The organism is uncultured Psychroserpens sp., assembly GCF_947492715.1.
Lineage (GTDB): Bacteria > Bacteroidota > Bacteroidia > Flavobacteriales > Flavobacteriaceae > Psychroserpens.
Genome location: NZ_CANLNS010000003.1, coordinates 168818 through 189971 on the forward strand (window position 1 = coordinate 168818; position 21154 = coordinate 189971).

Sequence of the window (21154 nt, forward strand, 5' to 3'; positions counted from 1 at the left end):
ACCGAAATGAAACAGATTTCATGATGCAGTTATGGCTAATATCAAGGCAGGTTGTCATATTACATTTTAGACTAGAATGATAAGAACTATCAAGATACTGTGCATTTTTTATTGATGCTGTTGAACCACGGAAACTATAAAGGAAATGTTATTGTAACACCATCCTTATTGCAAAAAATGCTAACAACACAGGTTAGAAACCATCCAGTTATGATGGGGAGAAGTTTTGGCTTTTCGGTATATGATACTAACCCCAAAGTACTTTTTAGTAATGGTCATTTCAAAGGATTTTACAGTGCTCTTTACCTGTACCCAGAATTAAACCTTGGTTTTTTATTTACGTTTAATGGTAATTATGGATACGGACCAACGCAGTCTGTTATTGATGTAGTCAATAAAAACATATTACATCTAGAATATGAAAATGTGCTACCTGTTAAGCAAAACGATAAACAACCAGATATTGATTTATCGAAGTATGCTGGTCGGTATTTAAACACGCGCAGTGCTTTTAAAAATATTGAAAAAATAGATAATTTCCTGGAGAAGGCATTAGGATTTCAGTAACGAATAAGAACGCTTTGGTATTGGAAAATGGGGCTACCTATTACCATTATAAAGATGAGATATTTCGAAGTGAATCTGGTGATGTCATTGCTTTCAAAACCAATAAGAAACAAAGTCCAAAATATGTGTTAATAGGTGAAAGAGCTTTTCTGAAAATGAAAGGTTTAGACCATGAATACTTGCATTTAGGTCTATTTTGTTTAATTAGTTTGATGTCATTAGTGACCATAATATATTATGTCTTAAAGAGAAAAGAGAAGGCTTCTAAGGAAGAAACGAAATTGAGAAAAATAGCATTCTATCTAGCTTCAACTATTGTTGTCTTTTTCTTATTACTATTCATTCTACTAGATATTATTGACGTTACAACCCACTATAAGGTTCCTCTATCTTTGAATTTTGCCCTGCTATTGCCGCATGTTTCCGCCCTTTTAGCACTAATATTTCCATATTATGTTTTTAAGTTCATTAAAAGTGAAAAACAAATAAGCATAAAGAACATTTATGCTGTCTTTTTTATGCTATTGATGTTAAGTCACATATGGTTTTTTAACTACTGGGAGTTCTTATTTTATAATATATAACTAAAACACTAAGCTAAATACAGAACCTTCGCCTTCTACGCTCTTTACCACAATTCTTCCGTTATGTAGTAGCATTATTTGCTTACAAAGGCTTAGTCCAATGCCACTACCTGTAGTTTTGCTAGTAAAAAAGGGAACAAATATATTTTCTAAAATATCCGATGGTATTCCAGAACCGTTGTCGTAGACTTTAATAACAATCTCTCTGTTTTGATTTTGTTCGGCTAGGATTTTGATTTTAGCGTCTTTCTTGTTTTTACATGCATCAACAGCGTTCAATATGAGATTAATTAATACTTGTTCGATGAGATGCGTATCAATATCTAATGATAGTTTTGGGCCTGAGATTTTAAATTCAACGTCAATATCCTTTGCTTGAATAGAAGGCGCCATTAGTAACTCAATATTGTCAAATAACTCTTTAATTTTAACTTTTTGTAAGTTGAGCTTCGTCACTTTACTTAAGCTTCTATAGGTTTTAGCGAATTTCAAAAGGCCTTCACTTCGGTTTTTTATGGTTTTTATACCAGCATTAAGATCTTCTAATTCTAAATGAGATGTTTGCGGATTCTCAATAGCCAGTTGTAAATTTCTTTGAAGTGTATCGGCAAGAGATGAAATAGGCGCAATAGAATTCATGATTTCATGCGTCATTACACTCAATAATTTTTTCCAAGATTCTGATTCATTCTTGTTTAAAGTACGATCTATATTTTGAATAACAACTAACTTAAAAGCATCATCATCTACCTGAAAAACAGTATCTGAAATCAAAATTTTAATATGCTCGTTTTGTAATGCAATAGAAATAGAGCTCGATTCCTTATGATAGGTTTCAAAAATGGTATTGTATAATTTGGGTTTTCTGTTTTCTACGAAACGAATGTTTTTAAAAGAAGGAACATCAAGAATTTCTCCAAATGACTCATTACTCCAAAGTACATCGCCCGTCTCCAAATTATAGGCTATAATACCTATGTCTACCATTTCTAAAATCTTTTGCAGATAAACGTATTGCGCTTGATTTTTAGAGTTGATTTCTTTTATGGTTCTATTAATTTCGTTAAACCCTGTATATAAAAACCGAATGTCTTTTGGTCCTCTATCTTCTGGAAACCATCTCGAAAAATCGCGATACTTAACGGCTTCAAAAAAATCATCCATCACTACAAATCGTCGTTTTACGAATGTATAAGTGTTAATGATAAAATAGAGCAGTACAATACCTATAATTACAGCATAGGTTGTTTTGTCTTTATAGATAACATAGCCCAAAGCAAGAATTCCACTAACAAGAATTAGTATTCTAAAAAATAATCTGAGAATATAACCTTTAAAGTTCATACTTGTCTAGTCGTCTATATAAAGCGGCTCTTGTAATACCAAGTTCTTTTGCAGATTTAGAAACGTTTCCTTTGTTTTTCTCCAACACCGTGAGAATGGCATTTTTTTCTATATCATCTAAGTTTAAGCTAGTTGCTGATTTACTTTTGGTTGCAGAGCGTTCAATAGATGAAAATACCAAATCTTCTGGTTTTAGTACGCTGCCATCTGTCATAATAACAGCGCGTTCAAGCACATATTGAAGTTCTCTCACATTACCTGGGAAGTCATGCTTTTTTAGTTTTGAAATAAAACCAGGATCAAAAGTAAAAGGTGTTTTATTATACTTTTCGGCATATAATGAAACAAAATGACGTGACAATTCGGTAATGTCTTTACCACGTTCTCTCAGTGGAGGAACAATAATATCAACAGTGTTTATTCTATAGATTAAATCCTTCCTGAATTTTTTTTCATCTGCCAATACTGAGGGATCTATGTTTGTAGCACAAATTAACCTAATATCAACAGGAATCGACTCATTAGAACCTAATGGTGTAACTTGTCTGTTTTGTAGAACAGTTAAGAGTCTAACTTGTTGCCCTAAGCTAATATTGCCAATTTCATCTAAGAATAAAGTGCCACCATTTGCAGCTTCAAAACGTCCTTTTCTATCTTCCCTAGCATCTGTGAAAGCACCTTTCTTATAGCCAAATAATTCACTTTCAAAAAGTGTAGATGTGAGTGCTCCAACATCTACTTTTACAAAGGGTTTATTTTTCCTTTTAGAATTATCATGAAGTGCCCTTGCAATCAAGTCTTTACCTGTTCCGTTTTCGCCTAACACTAACACATTCGCATCGGTTGGTGCTACTTTTTTTAACTTAACAAAAACATCCTCCATAACATCACTTTCTCCAATAATATCTAAGCTAGAGTTAAGGTGTTTCTTTTGTGTAGTTTTAGATTTTTTCTTTTCAAGAATGGTTGTTATGGTTTCAATGACTTTTTCATTCTTCCATGGCTTCATTAAAAAATCTGAAGCACCTTCTTTAAGCCCTCTTATAGCTAAGTCTATATCTGCGTAGGCTGTCATAAGTATAACAGCTGTTTCTGGTCTTTCATTTCGGATTTCATTCAACCAAAAAATGCCCTCGTTACCTGTGTTTACCAAGCCATTGAAGTTCATGTCTAAGATTATTACATCAAAACCTGTACGCTCTATTTGCGCATTAATATTGCTTGGGTTTTTTTCGGTGACAACACTTTTTACAAGCGGTTTTAATAAAAGGCGCAATGCTGTTAAGACATCTGCATCGTCATCAATAACTAATATTGTAGCTTCTTTTAATACCATGTATACAATATTACAATATTATATTCAGCTTCGAAAGGCTCAAAAACCAAAAATATTCCGAAGTAAAAATATGTTCATTTCCGAACATAAAGTGTATCAAAACCGAACACTTTAATAATTCTTTAAAATAGTAAAATATTGATAATCAAAGCTGTAGATGTTTGGCATTATCTTCACTATATATTAATCATATAAAAAAACAAAACATGGACGTTCCAATTCAGAAGAAAAAATTCTCAACAAAAAAACTCGGACTCATAGGAGGCGTAATAGGCATATTGGTGTTAATCGCTTATGTCATTATGCAAACTTCAGGAGGTTCTAAGTTGAATGTCGAAAAAGAACGTATTTCAATTAATACAGTTAGTAACGATGTGTTTCAAGAAAACATTCCAGTTAACGGAATTGTTCTACCCATCACAACAATATATTTGGATGCTTTGGAAGGCGGGAGAGTAGAGGAAAAATTTGTGGAAGATGGCGCTATTTTAAAGAAGGGAGAACCTATTCTAAGATTGTCTAATACAGATTTAGAATTGAGCCTCATCAATCAAGAGACTTCAGTATATAATTTGTTGACGCAAATGCAGATTTCTCAAAATGCTGCGCGTCAAAATACAATTAATAGACAAAATCAATTTACCGACGTTGAAAATAACTTAATTGAAGCAAAACGTGTTTATGATCTCAACAAACGTCTATATGATAAAGGGGCTATTGGGCGCATGGATTATGAATCGTCAAAGAATAATTTCGACTACCAAAAAGAACGTATGAAATTGGCAAAACAAGTTTTGTCAGAAGACTCTATATCTACAAAATTAGAGGTTAGCCAGGCAAGAAGTTCATATTCAAGAACGCAAAGTGCTCTAGAACTGATGAGAAAAAAAGTAGGGGATCTAGTTGTAAAAGCTCCAATTGATGGACAGTTAACTTCATTAGATGCGGAAATTGGACAATCGATTAATAAAGGAACACGATTAGGACAGGTTGACGTACTTAGCGGTTATAAGGTAAGAGTAGATATAGACGAACATTATATTTCAAGAATTTATACTGGGCAAACAGGAACAGCTGTGCTTAACGGTAAGACTTATACTTTAATTATTAAAAAAGTATTTACACAAGTCACTAATGGTCGTTTTCAAGTGGATATGCAATTTGAAAAGGATGTTCCTGAAGGCATTAGACGCGGTCAGAACTTGCAGATTAGAGTGGCGTTAAGTGCAGAGAAAGAAGCCTTGTTAGTTGCTAAGGGTGGTTTTTTTCAGAAAACAGGGGGAAACTGGATTTTTAAAGTGAGCGAAGATGGAAACAGTGCTTACAAAGTAAACATTCGATTAGGAAGTCAAAATACAGAATACTATGAAGTTGTAGAAGGTTTAAACCCAGGAGATAAAGTGGTTACCTCTAGCTACGATTCATTTGGTGATACCGAAGAACTTATATTAAAATAAAATCAGTCAATAAACACATAAATACAATGATACAAATTACGGACTTAGAGAAATTTTACAGAACAGAAGAAGTTCAAACCATTGCCTTAAACAAATTGTCATTTGGCGTAAAGCAAGGTGAGTTTGTTGCTATAATGGGGCCTTCAGGTTGTGGTAAATCAACACTGTTAAACATTTTAGGATTATTAGATGATCCTGATAGCGGAAGTTTCAAGTTTAACGGCGAAGAGGTTGCAGGTTATAATGAACGAAAGCGTTCAGAATTGAGAAAACATAATATTGGTTTTGTGTTTCAGAGTTTTAATCTAATCGATGAACTTACCGTTTTTGAAAACGTTGAGCTGCCTTTAATTTATACCGGAGTAAAACCTGCAGATCGTAAAAAACAAGTTGAAGCTGTTTTAGAAAAAATGCAAATCATGCATCGTAGAAATCACTTTCCTCAACAATTATCTGGAGGTCAACAGCAACGTGTAGCAGTGGCAAGGGCTGTAGTGAATAAACCAAAATTAATTCTTGCCGATGAGCCTACAGGAAATTTAGATAGTACAAATGGTAATGAGGTTATGGATTTATTAATTGACCTCAATGAAGCCGGTACAACAATTATAATGGTAACACATAGTGAACATGACGCAAAGTATAGTCATAGGATTATTAGAATGTTAGATGGACAAAAAGTAACAGAGAACATTTTGAACTAAAAACAATCATCAATCAAATAATCATTAGGCTTTTGTCACTTCAGTATAGACTTAATCAATCAACTATTTATACTGAAGTGTTAAAGCTCATCAAATTAAAAACGAACAGTAATCTTTAGAAATCATGCTAAAAAATTATTTCAAAATAGCGTTTAGAAACCTTCTTAAAAACAAGGTGTATTCATTTATTAATATTTCTGGATTAGCTATTGGTATGGCGGCAACAATGCTTATAGGGCTATGGGTTTATGATGAGCTTAGTTATGATGATTATTTTAAAGATAAGGCAACTATAGCACAAGTTTTTCAACACGAAACCAACAATAATGAAACCGATACGTCGCCAGCAATCCCGAGACCTCTAGAGTTTGCTTTGCGTGAAAATCATAATGATAATTTTGAACACATCATTATGTCCTCTTGGGAGCAATCAAGATATCTTAAGCATGGTGAGGTTAATATTTATACCACTGGAAATGCGATGCAAGAAGCTGCGCCAGAAATGCTAAACCTGGAAATTATTGAAGGTGTTAGGGATGGCTTGAAAGAAAAAAACGCTCTTATGATTTCGGAATCTACAGCAAAAGCGCTGTTTGGATCTGATGTTGCCATTGGAAAAATTGTGAAGGTCAATAATGAACACGATTTAGTTGTTACGAGTGTTTATAAAGATATTCCTAAAAACAATTCGTTTAGCGATATGGAGTATATCATGCCATGGAAACATTATATCACTACGCAGCCTTGGTTAGAACGAGCGAAAAACTCTTGGGGAAATAGCTCGTTTCAATGTTTCGTACAGATTAATAATAATACAGCGATGGACGCAGTTTCTGATAAGATCAGAGATGTGAAAAAGATTGGTGATCCTGGTGAAGCAGAATTTAATCCGGAAATGTTTCTGTTTCCTATGAAAGATTGGTATTTAAGAGCAGATTTTGAAAATGGAGTGCAATCTGGAGGGCGTATTGAAAATGTGTGGTTATTTGGTGTCATAGGTTTGTTTATTCTAATTCTGGCATGTATTAATTTTATCAATTTAAGCACTGCGCGCTCAGAAAAAAGAGCTACTGAAGTTGGTATTAGAAAATCGATAGGATCTCAGCGAGGGCAATTAATATTTCAATTTTTAACAGAGTCATTTCTAATTGTATTGTTATCATTTGTATTTGCCGTAGGCATCGTTATCTTATTTTTAAATGGGTTTAATAATTTAGCGAGTAAAGCCATTGTTTTTCCTTGGGCTAACCCTATGTTCTGGATGGTCTCTTTAGGTTTTATAATACTTACAGCCTTTTTATCGGGAAGTTATCCTGCATTGTACTTATCTTCTTTTAACCCAGTGGCAGTCTTAAAAGGAACTTTTAAAGCTGGACGCTATTCATCCTTACCAAGAAAAGTACTTGTTGTTACACAATTTACGGTATCTATAGCATTGATTATTGGAACGCTCGTTGTCATGAATCAAATTCAATTTAGTAAAGATCGGCCTGTAGGATATGATAAAGAGGGTTTGCTTCAAATTCCTGTAATGAGTTCAGAATTTGTTGGAAAGCACGAAACAATGCGAACACAGTTTATTGCTTCTGGAGGTGCTGTTAGTATGACCACCCTGAGCAGTCCAACAACAAGTGTATGGTCTAATCGAAGTGGTTATACATGGGAAGGGAAACCTGAAGGCTTTCAAGAAGATCTCGCCCATACGTCTGTTAATTATGATTTTGTGGAAACTTTGGGATTAAAACTTATAGAAGGCAGAGGGTTTTCACGAGAATTTGCAACCGATTCAAATGCTGTGATTATTAATAAAACAGCTGCAAGTTATATGGGCCTAACTAATCCGATAGGAACATTAATTAGAGACTCTGATGTTGGTGATCCTAACCCTGAACCACCTTTGAAGATTATCGGAGTTGTTGAAGATATGATAGTACAATCTCCATATAGTCCAGTAAAACAAGCCATGTATCCTTTTGAAAAATACGGTAACATAGCCTTTTACAACCTTAGGCTAAATCCAGAGAAAAGTACAGGTGAAAATTTAGAAATTATTAAAGGCGTTTTTAAAAAGAATTTCCCAAATACACCTTTTGACTATCAATTTGTAGATCAAGAATATGGTAAGAAATTCAGATCAGAAGAGCGCATTGCAAGTTTAGCGAAAGTCTTTACCATATTGGCAATTTTTATAAGCTGCTTGGGACTATTTGGATTAGCATCTTTTGTTGCAGAACAGCGCACCAAAGAAATAGGAGTTAGAAAAGTATTAGGGGCATCAATTAGTCAATTGTGGTTATTACTTTCAAAAGATTTTATAACACTAGTTGTGATATCACTTTTAGTGGCTTCTCCTCTGGCTTATTATGTGATGGGACAATGGTTGCAGAAGTTTAGTTATCGCACATCTGTAGGTTGGGATGTGTTTGCTGTCGCCTGTATAGGTGCCTTAGTAATCACATTAATTACTGTGAGTTTTCAAGCTATAAAAGCGGCAACAGCGAATCCAGTGAAATCATTACGTACAGAATAATCATCAATCAAAAAATAGAGCAGTTATGATTAAAAATTATATCAAAATAGCATGGAGAAACATCATGAAGCAGAAAGTGTTTTCTCTAATTAATGTTATTGGTCTTACCATAGGCTTAAGTGCGTCTTTTGTAATTGGTTTGATGATTTTTTATGATACCACTTTTGATAACTTTCATAACGATGGAGATCGAATTTATAGAGTAGTAACAAATTTTGGTAGCCCAGATGGAGATGATTATAATTCTGGAGTGACACTTGCTTTAGAAGATGCTATTAAAGAAGATCTAAACTTTGAAATCATAAGCGGATTCTATATAGAAAGACCAGCAATAGTTGAAAACAAAGACAATAATTCTGAGTTCAAATGGCCTAACTTCGTTGTTTATACTGATAAAAATTATTTTGAAATTTTCGATTACAATTTTTTGGCAGGAGATGAAGTAGAGGTCTTGTCGAAGCCAAACACAGTAATTTTAACTGAGAAGCGAGCGGCGGATTATTTTCCCGAATTGAAACCGGCAGAAGTCATTGGAAAAACTTTAGTTTATAATGATTCATTACAGATAACAGTTACAGGAATTGTTGAAAATTTTAAACAACGAACAGATGTCGTTTTCGAAGAATTTATATCTCGACCAACGCTATTACAAACAAGATTAAGGCAAGATGTTTTAAATAAAAATTGGAACAATACAAATTCGGCCTCTCAGCTTTTCGTTAAGGTTTCTGAATCTGCTAATTTCGAAACCATTCAAAAGCGTTTTGATGAACTAACTTTAGAGCATAGAAGTGAAGATGCAAAAAAATATAACAACACAAGAACCTTTGAGTTACAGCCATTAAGTGATATTCATTTTAACGAAAATTATGGAATCTACGATTGGAGTAAAGGGCAGGCTAGTAAATCATTATTAACTAATTTGGCCTTAGTAGCTTTGTTTTTATTGGTGTTGGGTTGTATTAATTTTATTAACCTTAACACTGCGCAAGCATCCCAACGCGCAAAAGAAATAGGTATTAGAAAAACTTTAGGAAGCTCTAGAAAACAACTTATAGGGCAATTTATGGGAGAAACATTTTTGTTGGTTTTTCTATCGGCCATATTATCACTTTTACTATCAAAGTGGTTAATTAGTGTGTTTTCAGATTTTATTCCAGAAGGTCTAGAGTTTGAACTTTTTAAATCTCCAATAATTATTCTAGGGATTATTATTTTACTCCTAATCGTTACAATTTTATCAGGATTTTATCCTGCACTTGTTTTGTCGAAGTTTAATGCTGTCTCTGTTTTACAAAACCGTTTATCAGTAGGAGAAAATAAAGTGAAACTAAGAAAGTACTTAACTGTGTTTCAGTTTACCATTGCTCAAGTGTTTATAATCGCAACATTATTGGTAGGTAAACAAATTAATTTTCTACTTAGCAAAGATATGGGTTTCAAGACCAACGCCATTGTTTCGGTATATAGCCCTAGAGGAGAACGAGAAGTCTCTAAGAAAAAAATTTATGCCGAGAAGTTAAGAGGTATACCAGAAATAAAGGGCATTAGTATAGGCGGTAATCCTCCAGCATCATTTTCAACTAGTACAACAAATGCGTCATATGTTGATGGTGATAAAGAGGTCACATCTGAGTTGCAATTTATACATGGAGATACTAATTATTTAGATGTTTTTGAATTGAATTTACTCGCAGGACGTGTGCATAGAAATGATACTGTAAGAGAGTTAGTTATTAACGAGACATTTGGCAGAATACTTGGTTTTCAGAGCCCAGAAGAAGCTATTGGTAAAAATGTCGTTTTAAGTGGAGAAAATATACCTGTAGTTGGAGTTATGTCCGATTTTCATCAACGCTCTTTAAAAACAGGAATAGAGCCAATGGCTTTAATAGGAGATTGGTATCGCCCAAGGTTTAGTCAGTTTCAAGCCCTTCATATTTCATTTAAAAATGAATCTTCAGAAGGATTGAAACGTACATTGACTAAAATTGAAAATGCCTATAAAACTGTATATACTGAAGTAGATGATTATCAATTAATCTTTATGGATGAAACCATTCAGCAATTTTATAGTCGTGAAGAAAAAGTGTCTAAATTACTAAACTGGGCAACAGGATTATCAATTTTGATTAGTTCTCTAGGGTTACTCGGACTCGTAATTTACACTACAAATAGACGTGTAAAAGAAATTGGAGTAAGAAAGGTTTTAGGTGCTTCACTCTTACAAATTAACACACTACTGTGTAAAGAATTTTTAATCTTAGTTGCTATCGCTTTTGTAGTTGCTGTTCCAATAGCTTGGTATGGCATTAGTAGCTGGCTTCAAGATTTTACTTATAAAACTGGCATAAGTTTTTGGGTGTTTTTAATTAGTGGAAGTGCCATGATATTATTTGCACTTATTGTAATTAGTGCAAAAACCTTACATGCAGCAAACACAAATCCAGTAAACTCACTAAGATCAGAATAAATCAATCATCAATCAGTATCAAAACGAATAATTATGATTTTAAATTATATAAAAATAGCATTTAGAACTTTATTAAAAAATAAAGGCTACAGCTTCTTAAATATCTTTGGATTAGCCATTGGAATAACATGTGCGTCTTTAATTTTTTTATGGGTCGAAGATGAACTTAATTTTAATGAAGACTTCGCAAGGCAAGATGAAATTTATATTGTACCTACAAATCAGAATTATGAAGGAGAGTGGCGTACGTTTTATTCTTCTCCAGGACCATTAGCCCAAGATATGAAGAATGATATTCCTGGGGTTTTAAAGGCGACAAGGTCTAGCCAAGAAACTCGCTTGTTTGCAGTAGGAGATAATTCGATTAATAGAACAGGACGTTATGCCGACGCTGATTTCCTAGATATTTTTAGCTTAAAGTTTATTGAAGGTCGTAGAAAAAATGCTTTTACTAATCCAGAAGCTATAGTTCTTACTCAAGAAACGGCAGAACAGCTATTTGGTATTGGAGAAAAAGCATTGGGTAAAGTTGTGAGGGTTAGTAATAGAGATAATTATCTTGTAACTGGCGTCGTAGAAAATTTACCAAAAAATGTGTCATTTCCTTTTGATTGGGTCGCTCCTTTTGAGCGCTATAGAGATGGTGCAGAGTGGATGACGCAATATGGAAATAATTTTTCTGATACATTCGTAGAATTAACGCCCGAAGCAGATTTTGAAACTGTCGATAAACAACTAAGAGGGCTCATTAAAACGAAGGAAGAACGTACCGATGATTATGCGTTTTTACACACAATAAAAGATTGGCATTTAAGATCAAAATTTGAAAATGGAAAAAAAGTTGGAGGCCGCATTACTTATGTGAGGCTGTTTACAGTCATTGCCTTTATAATTTTACTTATTGCTTGTATTAATTTTATGAATCTAAGCACTGCTCGTAGCGAAAAACGTGCTAACGAAGTAGGTGTACGAAAGGCAATGGGTTCGGGTAGAGGCCGATTGATAACACAATTTATTTCTGAAGCTTTAATTCTATCATTTATCGCTACAATTCTTAGTGTTATTTTACTAGCTGTTTTATTACCTCAGTTTAATCTTATTATCGATAAGAGTTTAGAACTCGGATTGTCCAATCCAATGCATGTTTTTGGACTCTTTGGTATTGCGCTGGCATGTGGTCTTCTGGCAGGTTTGTATCCAGCATTTTACTTGTCATCTTTTAAACCAGTAGAAGTCTTAAAAGGGTTAAAGGTTACCGAAGGTTCTGCAACTTTAATACGAAAAGGATTGGTTGTTGGGCAGTTCACAATTTCAATCGTATTTATTATTGTAACCATACTAGTGTATCAGCAAATTCAGCATGTGAAAAACAGAGAATTAGGTTATGATAAAGACCAGTTATTATCTATGCGAGTGAATAGAGATATCATTGATAAATTTGACGTTATTCAGCAAGATTTAATTAGTTCAGGTTCTGTTTATAACATTGCCTTATGTAATTCTCAATTACTTTCTGGCGGTAACAATGGTTCTGGTTTTCAGTGGAAAGGAGGAACAGATACCGAAGATGTGTTGATTTCGTTTAGAAATATTTCTGAAGGCTTTTTTGATACAACTGGAATGGAAATTATTGAAGGTCGCGGATTTAGTAGAAATATAGATGCAGACAGCACATATACTCTAGTATCTGAATCTTTAGCGAAGATGATGAGTAACGAAAATGAAAGCGCTATTGGAAAAACAATAAGCAGAGATGAAGATGTTTTGGAAGTGATAGGCGTGGTTAAAGATTATTTATATGGCGATATGTTTGGTTCTAGTGATCCTGTTTTATTTTTTAATTACCACAACTATGCACGTTACATGTATATAAAAACAAAAGATGGCGTGCCTATTGCCGAAGCATTATCAACTATTGAAACAGTATTAAAGAAGCATAATCCAGCTTATCCTTTTGAGTATACGTTTGTAGATGAGTCCTTTGACGCTAAGTTTAAGAATGAACAGTTAGTGGGTGAGTTATCTCAAATATTTGCAATATTGGCTATTCTAATTTCTTGCCTTGGACTTTTCGGATTAGCGGCTTATACGGCCGAGCAACGCAGAAAGGAAATAGGTGTTCGTAAAGTATTAGGAGCTAGTGTGTCTGGGATTGTAAAATTATTATCAAAGGACTTTCTGAAACTTGTGGTAATTTCAATTGTAATCGCAATACCAATAGCATGGTATTTTATGAGAGATTGGCTTCAGGATTATGCATATCGTATAGAAATCAATTGGAAGGTCTTTGCCGCTGCTGGTATTATTGCTGTTTTGATAGCAATGTTAACCGTGAGTTTTCAGGCCATTAAAGCGGCTATAGCTAACCCAGCCGATAGTTTAAAAACAGAATAAAATACTTAAAAGATTATGAAAAATTTAAAATACGTCGCAATCCTAATGATGGCCTGTATGAGTCAGACTATGTTTGGACAAACAAAAAAGAATGTTAGTGCTTTTAATAAAGTAATTATTAGTCCGCATATTGAAACCATTTTGGTTGAAGGAAATGACGAATCGGTTACTATTTTAGATAGTACAGAACCTGAAGATAAAATTACTATTGAAGTAAAAGGCGAGACACTAAGAGTATATCTAGATGATGCCAAAGAAGTGACTAAGCATGAAAAAGTAGTAAGAAACGGTGTTAAAATAAAAGTGCCTATATACAAAGGCAAAGTGTTAACTATTAAAGTAACTTATAAAAGTTTAAAATCATTGTCAGTGCGTGGAGAACAGATGACACTTTGCGAAAGTACGATTGATACCAATAAGTTTAAACTTAATATTTATGGAGAATCGCAGGTTGTTTTTAATGATGTTCAACTTTCAGACTTTGATGTAGATATGTATGGTGAAAGTAAATTGTTTATAAAAAAAGGGGTTATCGATAGACAAAAAATAACAGTATATGGCGAAGGAGAAATAGACTTAGTTCAGGTGGAAAATAAGATCTCTAAGTTAAAAGCTTTTGGCGAAGCAGAATTTATGATTCAGTCCTCTGGGCATATAAAATTTACGGCTTATGGTGAAGCAAAACTGCAATACAAAGGAGATGCATCAATAAGTAAAGGAATAAGTTTTGGAGATTTTGAAATTTCTCAAATAGACTAATAAGATATAGCAATTATGACAAATACATTATTAAAGTTAAGCAGGGCAACTCGCGAGGTTAATTCAGGAAGTAAGGCCGTTAAACTTTTAGAGCATATAGATCTTACGGTTACCGAAGGGGAGTTTATCTCTCTTATGGGACCTTCAGGTTCAGGAAAATCTACCTTGCTTAATTGTATCGGAATGCTAGATAGTTTCACAGGAGGTGGTTATACGTTTTTAGGAGAACCTGTACACCGTATGAAAGAGAAAAATAGATCCAAACTTTATAAAGAATATATCGGATTTGTATTTCAGGCGTACCATCTTATTGATGAATTGACCGTATTTGAAAATATTGAAACGCCATTATTATATAAAAATGTGAAATCTTCTGAACGAAAAGCACTAGTAGCTGATATGTTAGACCGATTTAATATTGTAGGTAAAAAAGATTTGTTTCCAATTCAATTAAGTGGTGGGCAACAACAATTAGTTGGCATTGCACGCGCCTTAATTAGTAAACCAAAATTGATCTTGGCAGATGAACCAACAGGAAATCTAAATTCTAAACAAAGTGAAGAAATCATGGAATTGTTTTCTCAATTAAATAAGGAGGGAGTAACCATAATCCAGGCAACACATTCTGAAAATAACGCCTCTTATGGTTCTCGAATTGTTAATCTTCTCGATGGAAAAATAGTCACAGAATAACTAAATAATTATGATACTAAAACAACTAATATGTGCCCTATTTTTTTTGATGGGCTGGGGATTATATGCGCAAGATCTATCGTTAAATAGTTATTCTTTAGATGAATGTATAGCATTGGCTTTAAATAATAATCTCGATTTGAAAGCAACCCATTTACGCGCAAATTCAGAAAAGCTTAATCACCAGCAATCCAAAGCAAATCTGTTACCAAGTGTTAATGGAAATTTTAATTTAGGTGTTAATGATGGAAGGAGTATAGATCCATTTACTAACGATTTTATAAATCAAGAATTTACATTCTCTAATGCAGGATTAAATTTAAATGCGACCATTTTTAATGGCTTTCGTTTGCTAAATACTGCAAAACAAAATAAGCTAAATAGACTTGCTGCCGATATGGAAAACGAGGCAGCTCAACAAGATATAATCTTACGAGTAACCCTCGCATATCTTCAAGTATTAAACGCTCAAGATAATCTTTTACTTGCTAAGCAACGTTTAGAAACCACCGAAAAACAATTGAAAATTCAACAAGAGTTTTATGAAAACGAATCTGGGAACCCTGCAGATTATACAGATATTGTAGCCCAAAAAACGATAGATGAAACTAGTATTATCGTTTCAGAAAGTGCCTTAAATAATGCCAAGCTGAACCTATTGAGATTACTTAATGTAGGTGATACTTTTAATGTAGAAACTAAAGATTTGGTTTTGGATATTAATCCCTATGGGTTGTCGGTAGAAGACGTATATGCAGACGCTTTGGAAAATTTAGCGACATTTAAAGCTAGACAGCTCAGAATTGACGCTTCAAGAAAGGGTGTAAGTGTTGCAAAATCTCAATTTACTCCCGAAATATCAGTTTTTGGAGGGTTAAATACTAATTATTCAAGTGCTGCTCAAACATTCACTGAAGCTGGAACATCGATAGTCGAGACCGGAGACTTTGTAACAATAAATAATCAAAACATACCAGTACTTACAGAACAGACATCCTTTGATGCACAGCGTATAGGCTTTAGAGATCAGTATGATAATAACTTAAGTACAGTGATAGGAGTTTCAGTGAACATACCACTGTTTAATGGGTTTAGAGCTAAAAATAACGTAGCCTTAGAAAAGATAAGAGTAGAAGAATCTCTTTTAGAGTTAGATCGGTTGTACTTAGATATTAAAAGTACCATTGCACAAGTGCATTTCGATATGAATGCTAGCTATATGCGATATGAAAGTTTACAAAAACAAGTAGAGGCTTTCCAAGAATCGTATAGAATTAATGAAATTAGATTTAGAAATGGAGTTTCAAATTTCTTAAACTATGTGACAAGTAAAAACAATTTAGATAACGCAAAACTCAATCTTACAAATACGAAATATGAGTATATATTGCGTACAATAGTTTTAGAGTATTACCGCGGAAATTTTTAGTAAGAAACTACAAAACCAATGTTATGAATACATCACTTTCCTAAAAAGCTGTTTGTCTTTTTTTAAGAAGTAAAAAAGGTTTTTTTATTTTTGAAGCTATGATAGATAACTTCGAAAACGAGTTCTTCGGAATAGGGATTCAAAACGGTAAAACACCTGAGAATTTAGGTGTGCTTTGGCGTTCTGCACAAAATTTAGGAGCCAGCTTTATTTTTACTATCGGAAATCGTTATGCCAAGCAATCTAGCGATACACATAATGCCGTGAAGTCTATGCCGTATTTTCATTATGAAAATTTTGACGAGTTTTACAAAAACCTTCCTAAAGGAGCGCGTATTGTGGGTGTTGAACTAACTGAAGAAGCAGAAGATTTAGAAACATTTCATCATCCGCGACGTTGTGTTTACCTATTGGGAGCCGAAGATCATGGATTATCTCACAAAGCTATTGAAAAAAGTCATTTTTTGGTAAAGTTTAAATCCCAATTGAGTCTAAATGTTTCTGTTGCGGGAAGCATCGTAATGTACGATAGAGGTATTAGCAAACCGCGTTCATAATTATTTAGGCTGTTGTGAATTGTTGTTCAATAATTGATTGGATTTATAGGCAAGAATCATTGAATATAGATCTACAATAATGTGGAGCAAAATAGGTAACCACAGTGATTTCGTTAAAAACCAAGCTCCAGAAAAAATAAAAGCTAATATAAAAGCGCCAAACGTATTTTTCTTTCCTGTAGTTGTGAGGTGACCAAATGCAAAAGGAAGATTAGCCAGTAACATTGCGACCAAAATAGGAACATATTGAGTGAGGTACCAAAATAAAAATCCGCGATATACAATTTCTTCGCAAATACCAGCTATAAACGATATGATAATCGTAATTTTTAATTCAGGTTTCGTGCTAGGCATTAAGAACGAGACATCCTTATTGGCTTTTTGAAATTTTTTAGCTGCCTTTTCGGTTAGACGTAAAGATTTAAAAATATACAGTGCTAAGAATGAAATAGCGAAGAGTCCAAGAATCCATAAAGGTTTATTTAAAAAGTGTAACCAAATATGATCTAGACGTTTTCCGTTTAAGATAAATGGTATAATTACGATAATCGTTAGACAGATTAAAATGAGTCCGGTTTGTCTAAATACTAGAATTTTTGAGCTGGGTTGCTCTATAAGTAATTGTCTTGCTTTTTTTCCATTCCAAATAGCGTAAGCAGGAAATATAATGCCAACAATTAGTGCAGCTATTGTATATAAGTATAGACTTGACATATTACATAGAATTTAAAAGTGTTCTCCAAATTTTTTGATCTTCTGCAATTATAAATTTGTTTTTTATAGTGTTCTCATCCTGCGGAACACTATTAATCTTAGGCATAATAGATAGTACCTTTGCTTTTTTAATGTCTTCATCAGAGTAGCCTTTATGTTTTAGATCTTCTTTAAGATTATGTACCAAGCCCTCAATATGTTCTTTAATGTCCTCTATTGTATCAACCTCAAATGTTTTAATGATAAAGCCCTCTGGTCCAATATTTAGTAATGTTTTAATTTTTTGGGCAATAGCTTTCAAATCATCTGGAGCAATGAAATAATGTTTTTTAAAGGCTCTTGTAAAGGTTTCATAGTCACTATAACCAAAAATTTCGGTCAACTCATGAACTTTATGAGTACCAGAAAGGAGTAAGGTATAGGCTTTACGCATTTTAATCTCTTCTATAAATTCAAAGGGTGTTCTTCCTGTTTCTTTTTTGAAAACACGATGAAAATAACTAGGAGACATGCATGATATCTGAGCTAAGTCATTTAGCGCTAGCTTTGAAGATAAATGACTTTCTATATGGTCTAATACTTTGCCTATTCGTGCATCCATAAATCAAAAGTAAGGAAATGTTGGAGGAGGCTGTATGACAAATCTTGCATTAATTTGTTGCTTTTTAAGGCTTAATTAAGCTCATATAATAGAAAAAGTATTAAAGGTCGTAACTTTGTAGCCTATTTAAATTAAAAAGAATGAGTCACAAAGCAGGTTTTGTAAACATAATAGGTAATCCAAATGTTGGAAAGTCCACTTTAATGAATGCTTTTATCGGTGAGAAATTATCCATTATTACATCTAAGGCACAAACCACAAGGCATCGTATTTTAGGGATCGTAAATGGCGATAATTTTCAAGTCATTTTAAGTGATACTCCAGGAATTATAAAACCAGCTTATGAGTTGCAGGAGTCAATGATGGATTTTGTGAAATCGGCTTTTGAAGATGCAGATGTGCTTATTTATATGGTTGAAATAGGAGAAAAAGAGCTTAAGGATGAAGCCTTTTTTAAGAAGATTACCAATTCTAAAATTCCAGTATTACTACTTTTAAATAAGATAGATAAATCAGATCAACAGCAGTTAGAGGCACAAGTTCAAATCTGGTCTGAAAAAGTGCCCAATGCCGAAATTTTTCCAATTTCAGCCTTAGAAGGTTTTAATGTTACTGAAGTTTTTAATAGAATTATTGAGCTATTGCCTGCTTCACCAGCCTTTTATCCAAAAGATCAGCTAACAGATAAGCCAGAACGCTTTTTTGTTAATGAAACCATTAGAGAGAAAATTTTGATGCACTATAAAAAGGAGATTCCTTATGCTGTTGAAATTGATACAGAAGAGTTTTTTGAGGAAGATAAAATCATTAGAATGCGATCTGTAATTATGGTAGAACGTAACACACAAAAGGGGATAATTATTGGTCATAAAGGAAGTGCCCTTAAGCGTGTAGGTATTGAAGCTAGAAAGGATTTAGAACAATTTTTCGGCAAACAGGTTCATCTTGAATTATATGTTAAAGTGAACAAAAATTGGAGAAGTGATCAACGTCAACTTAAACGTTTTGGTTACAATCAAAAATAAGTTAAACTTCGGCATGGATATTTTTATTTCTGAGGGTATCGCGCATAAAATGATGTAATTCGTGCATTTGATTCATACCTGTTTTTTTACCCAATCGGCCACCAAAATATAAAACAAACCATATAACAATCATAAGTAAGGTGACAAACAGTTGTATGGCGTAGTCGTTACCTAGAGACCAGTTTACATAAGACCAAATTCCAAATCCAATAAATAACCCTGCTACTACAAAATGAAAGAACATAAACATGGTCCAAACAGTAGGGTTTGGTCCAAAGAGACCATAAATAATACTGCCACTAGCAGCTTCATTCTTGTTAATTTCTAAATGTAACTGAGGCGACCAAAAGTGTTGTTTTACTTTTGGGATTTTAATAAATACATGGTCATCTATTCGAGATACGATAAAGTCCGATTGAGACGTTTTAGTATCTTCAAAGAGTTTCAAGAGCATTTCATGATCCTCCTTAAGGGGGAACTTAAAACGCGGTCGTAATACAATTTCGTTAGTAGTAGACATGTTGCATTGAAATAGTATTTCAAATTACTATTTTTTATTCAAACAGACCTTATAATTAAGGTTTAACGTAAAATTCGTACGACCTCAGTAGTTATTTAGTATCTTTGCAGCCGCTTACAGGATATGTAATGCAGATAAAATATAAAAGTTATGAGTAATATAGTTGCTATTGTAGGAAGACCAAATGTAGGGAAGTCTACTTTTTTTAATCGCTTGATACAGCGACGAGAAGCCATCGTAGATGCCGTTAGTGGTGTAACCAGAGATCGTCACTACGGAAAAAGTGATTGGAATGGAAAGGAGTTTTCTTTAATTGATACAGGAGGCTATGTTAAGGGAAGTGATGATGTTTTCGAAGCTGAAATTGATAAGCAAGTAGAGCTAGCAATTGAAGAAGCCGATGCTATAATTTTTATGGTAGATGTCGAAACGGGAGTGACAGGAATGGATGAAGATGTGGCGAGATTGCTCAGAAAAGTTGACAAACCTGTTTTTTTAGCTGTCAATAAGGTAGATAATAACAAACGTTCGGAAGATGCCGTCGAGTTTTATGCGCTTGGATTAGGTGAATATTATACCATAGCAAGTATAAATGGTAGCGGAACAGGTGACTTACTTGATGCTCTGGTAGAAGCGTTGCCCGAAAATGACGAAGATGAAAAGGAAGAAGATCAACTACCTAGGTTTGCTGTTGTAGGAAGACCTAACGCAGGAAAATCATCATTTATAAATGCCTTAATAGGTGAAGATCGTTACATTGTAACAGATATTGCTGGTACAACTAGAGATTCTATAGATACTAAATACAACCGTTTCGGATTTGAATTTAATTTGGTAGATACCGCTGGGATTAGACGTAAATCAAAAGTCAAAGAAGATTTAGAGTTTTATTCAGTAATGAGAAGTGTTAGAGCTATTGAACATTGTGATGTATGTTTACTAGTCTTAGATGCTACAAGAGGCTTTGATGGTCAGGTTCAAAATATATTTTGGTTAGCAGAACGTAACCGTAAAGGTATTGTAATACTAGTTAATAAATGGGACCTTATCGAAAAGAACACACAATCTACAAGAGATTTTGAACGTGTGATTAGAAAGGAAATCGAACCATTTACAGATGTGCCCATCGTTTTTATTTCGGTATTGAATAAACAACGTATCTTTAAGGCTATCGAGACTGCTGTTGAGGTGTATGAAAATAGAACTAAGAAAATTAAGACGAGTAAACTTAATGAGGTTTTATTACCAATTATAGAAAACTATCCACCTCCAGCATATAAAGGTAAGTTTGTGAAAATAAAATATATAATGCAATTGCCTACACCACAACCTCAGTTCGCTTTTTTCTGTAACCTACCGCAATATGTTAGAGATCCATATAAGCGTTTTCTAGAGAATAATTTACGAGAACATTTCGATTTTAAAGGTGTACCTGTTAGTGTGTATATGAGAAAGAAGTAATTTGTT

17 protein-coding genes are annotated in these 21154 nt (G+C 33.7%); 12 read left to right on the top strand and 5 right to left on the bottom strand.

Translation table 11 applies throughout. The features are described 5' to 3' along the window. The first annotated feature begins 177 nt into the window (after positions 1-177). The gene (locus tag Q0787_RS10120; protein WP_298902461.1) at positions 178-567 is read left to right on the top strand and encodes a hypothetical protein; all 390 of its coding nucleotides are present in this window, start codon (positions 178-180) and stop codon (positions 565-567) included. A gap of 584 nt (positions 568-1151) precedes the next feature. Here Q0787_RS10120 and Q0787_RS10125 read toward each other — a convergent pair. After that, complete coding sequence (locus Q0787_RS10125; protein ID WP_298902463.1) at positions 1152-2495, bottom strand: PAS domain-containing sensor histidine kinase; 1344 nt, start codon at positions 2493-2495, stop codon at positions 1152-1154. Then, entirely contained in the window at positions 2485-3831 is a 1347-nt protein-coding gene (locus tag Q0787_RS10130) for a sigma-54 dependent transcriptional regulator (protein WP_298902464.1), read from the bottom strand. The genes Q0787_RS10125 and Q0787_RS10130 overlap by 11 nt, the downstream gene beginning before the upstream one ends. A gap of 206 nt (positions 3832-4037) precedes the next feature. Between Q0787_RS10130 and Q0787_RS10135 the strand changes: the two genes are divergently transcribed. The 9 genes from Q0787_RS10135 (at position 4038) to Q0787_RS10175 (ending at position 16827) form a co-directional block, all read left to right on the top strand. Then, positions 4038-5288, top strand: a complete 1251-nt coding sequence (locus tag Q0787_RS10135; RefSeq protein ID WP_298902465.1) for an efflux RND transporter periplasmic adaptor subunit — start codon at positions 4038-4040, stop codon at positions 5286-5288. A 26-nt stretch (positions 5289-5314) separates the two neighbouring features. Further along, complete coding sequence (locus tag Q0787_RS10140) at positions 5315-5992, top strand: ABC transporter ATP-binding protein (protein WP_298902468.1); 678 nt, start codon at positions 5315-5317, stop codon at positions 5990-5992. A gap of 124 nt (positions 5993-6116) precedes the next feature. Continuing rightward, positions 6117-8522: an ABC transporter permease gene (locus Q0787_RS10145; RefSeq protein WP_298902470.1), complete on the top strand. Its 2406-nt coding sequence runs from the start codon at positions 6117-6119 to the stop codon at positions 8520-8522. A 25-nt stretch (positions 8523-8547) separates the two neighbouring features. Next, the gene (locus tag Q0787_RS10150) at positions 8548-10995 is read left to right on the top strand and encodes an ABC transporter permease (RefSeq protein ID WP_298902471.1); all 2448 of its coding nucleotides are present in this window, start codon (positions 8548-8550) and stop codon (positions 10993-10995) included. A 33-nt stretch (positions 10996-11028) separates the two neighbouring features. Beyond that, positions 11029-13389: an ABC transporter permease gene (locus Q0787_RS10155; RefSeq protein WP_298902472.1), complete on the top strand. Its 2361-nt coding sequence runs from the start codon at positions 11029-11031 to the stop codon at positions 13387-13389. 15 nt (positions 13390-13404) lie between these two features. Then, on the top strand, positions 13405-14148 hold the full coding sequence (locus Q0787_RS10160; protein WP_298902474.1) for a DUF2807 domain-containing protein: 744 nt from the start codon (positions 13405-13407) through the stop codon (positions 14146-14148). A 15-nt stretch (positions 14149-14163) separates the two neighbouring features. After that, positions 14164-14841 carry an ABC transporter ATP-binding protein gene (locus tag Q0787_RS10165; RefSeq protein ID WP_298902475.1) on the top strand — a complete coding sequence of 226 codons (678 nt, stop codon included), beginning with the start codon at positions 14164-14166 and terminating at the stop codon, positions 14839-14841. 10 nt (positions 14842-14851) lie between these two features. Further along, positions 14852-16270 carry a TolC family protein gene (locus tag Q0787_RS10170; RefSeq protein ID WP_298902476.1) on the top strand — a complete coding sequence of 473 codons (1419 nt, stop codon included), beginning with the start codon at positions 14852-14854 and terminating at the stop codon, positions 16268-16270. A gap of 98 nt (positions 16271-16368) precedes the next feature. Further along, entirely contained in the window at positions 16369-16827 is a 459-nt protein-coding gene (locus Q0787_RS10175; protein ID WP_298902477.1) for an RNA methyltransferase, read from the top strand. On the opposite strand, the gene Q0787_RS10180 is transcribed toward Q0787_RS10175, so the two are convergent. Together Q0787_RS10180 and Q0787_RS10185 are read right to left on the bottom strand one after the other, a co-directional pair. Further along, a complete protein-coding gene (locus tag Q0787_RS10180) occupies positions 16828-17541 on the bottom strand; it encodes a type II CAAX endopeptidase family protein (RefSeq protein WP_298902478.1) in 714 nt (237 codons plus the stop codon). Between the two features lies 1 nt (position 17542). Continuing rightward, complete coding sequence (locus tag Q0787_RS10185; protein WP_298902480.1) at positions 17543-18142, bottom strand: helix-turn-helix transcriptional regulator; 600 nt, start codon at positions 18140-18142, stop codon at positions 17543-17545. A 140-nt stretch (positions 18143-18282) separates the two neighbouring features. Here Q0787_RS10185 and era point away from each other — a divergent pair, with 140 nt between their 5' ends. Beyond that, complete coding sequence (era, locus tag Q0787_RS10190) at positions 18283-19167, top strand: GTPase Era (protein WP_298902481.1); 885 nt, start codon at positions 18283-18285, stop codon at positions 19165-19167. Position 19168: 1 nt separating this feature from the next. On the opposite strand, the gene Q0787_RS10195 is transcribed toward era, so the two are convergent. Next, positions 19169-19687: a GTP-binding protein gene (locus Q0787_RS10195; RefSeq protein ID WP_298902482.1), complete on the bottom strand. Its 519-nt coding sequence runs from the start codon at positions 19685-19687 to the stop codon at positions 19169-19171. Between the two features lie 150 nt (positions 19688-19837). On the opposite strand from Q0787_RS10195, the gene der reads away from it, so the two are divergent. Continuing rightward, positions 19838-21148, top strand: a complete 1311-nt coding sequence (gene der, locus Q0787_RS10200) for a ribosome biogenesis GTPase Der (protein WP_298902483.1) — start codon at positions 19838-19840, stop codon at positions 21146-21148. The last annotated feature ends 6 nt before the right edge of the window (positions 21149-21154 follow it).

Bases quoted from the DNA above. Each gene is read 5' to 3' on its own strand.
- Q0787_RS10120 (WP_298902461.1), top strand. From the start codon at position 178: ATGCTAACAACACAGGTTAGAAACCATCCAGTTATGATGGGGAGAAGT.
- Q0787_RS10125 (WP_298902463.1), bottom strand. From the start codon at position 2,495: ATGAACTTTAAAGGTTATATTCTCAGATTATTTTTTAGAATACTAATT.
- Q0787_RS10130 (WP_298902464.1), bottom strand. From the start codon at position 3,831: ATGGTATTAAAAGAAGCTACAATATTAGTTATTGATGACGATGCAGAT.
- Q0787_RS10135 (WP_298902465.1), top strand. From the start codon at position 4,038: ATGGACGTTCCAATTCAGAAGAAAAAATTCTCAACAAAAAAACTCGGA.
- Q0787_RS10140 (WP_298902468.1), top strand. From the start codon at position 5,315: ATGATACAAATTACGGACTTAGAGAAATTTTACAGAACAGAAGAAGTT.
- Q0787_RS10145 (WP_298902470.1), top strand. From the start codon at position 6,117: ATGCTAAAAAATTATTTCAAAATAGCGTTTAGAAACCTTCTTAAAAAC.
- Q0787_RS10150 (WP_298902471.1), top strand. From the start codon at position 8,548: ATGATTAAAAATTATATCAAAATAGCATGGAGAAACATCATGAAGCAG.
- Q0787_RS10155 (WP_298902472.1), top strand. From the start codon at position 11,029: ATGATTTTAAATTATATAAAAATAGCATTTAGAACTTTATTAAAAAAT.
- Q0787_RS10160 (WP_298902474.1), top strand. From the start codon at position 13,405: ATGAAAAATTTAAAATACGTCGCAATCCTAATGATGGCCTGTATGAGT.
- Q0787_RS10165 (WP_298902475.1), top strand. From the start codon at position 14,164: ATGACAAATACATTATTAAAGTTAAGCAGGGCAACTCGCGAGGTTAAT.
- Q0787_RS10170 (WP_298902476.1), top strand. From the start codon at position 14,852: ATGATACTAAAACAACTAATATGTGCCCTATTTTTTTTGATGGGCTGG.
- Q0787_RS10175 (WP_298902477.1), top strand. From the start codon at position 16,369: ATGATAGATAACTTCGAAAACGAGTTCTTCGGAATAGGGATTCAAAAC.
- Q0787_RS10180 (WP_298902478.1), bottom strand. From the start codon at position 17,541: ATGTCAAGTCTATACTTATATACAATAGCTGCACTAATTGTTGGCATT.
- Q0787_RS10185 (WP_298902480.1), bottom strand. From the start codon at position 18,142: ATGGATGCACGAATAGGCAAAGTATTAGACCATATAGAAAGTCATTTA.
- era (WP_298902481.1), top strand. From the start codon at position 18,283: ATGAGTCACAAAGCAGGTTTTGTAAACATAATAGGTAATCCAAATGTT.
- Q0787_RS10195 (WP_298902482.1), bottom strand. From the start codon at position 19,687: ATGTCTACTACTAACGAAATTGTATTACGACCGCGTTTTAAGTTCCCC.
- der (WP_298902483.1), top strand. From the start codon at position 19,838: ATGAGTAATATAGTTGCTATTGTAGGAAGACCAAATGTAGGGAAGTCT.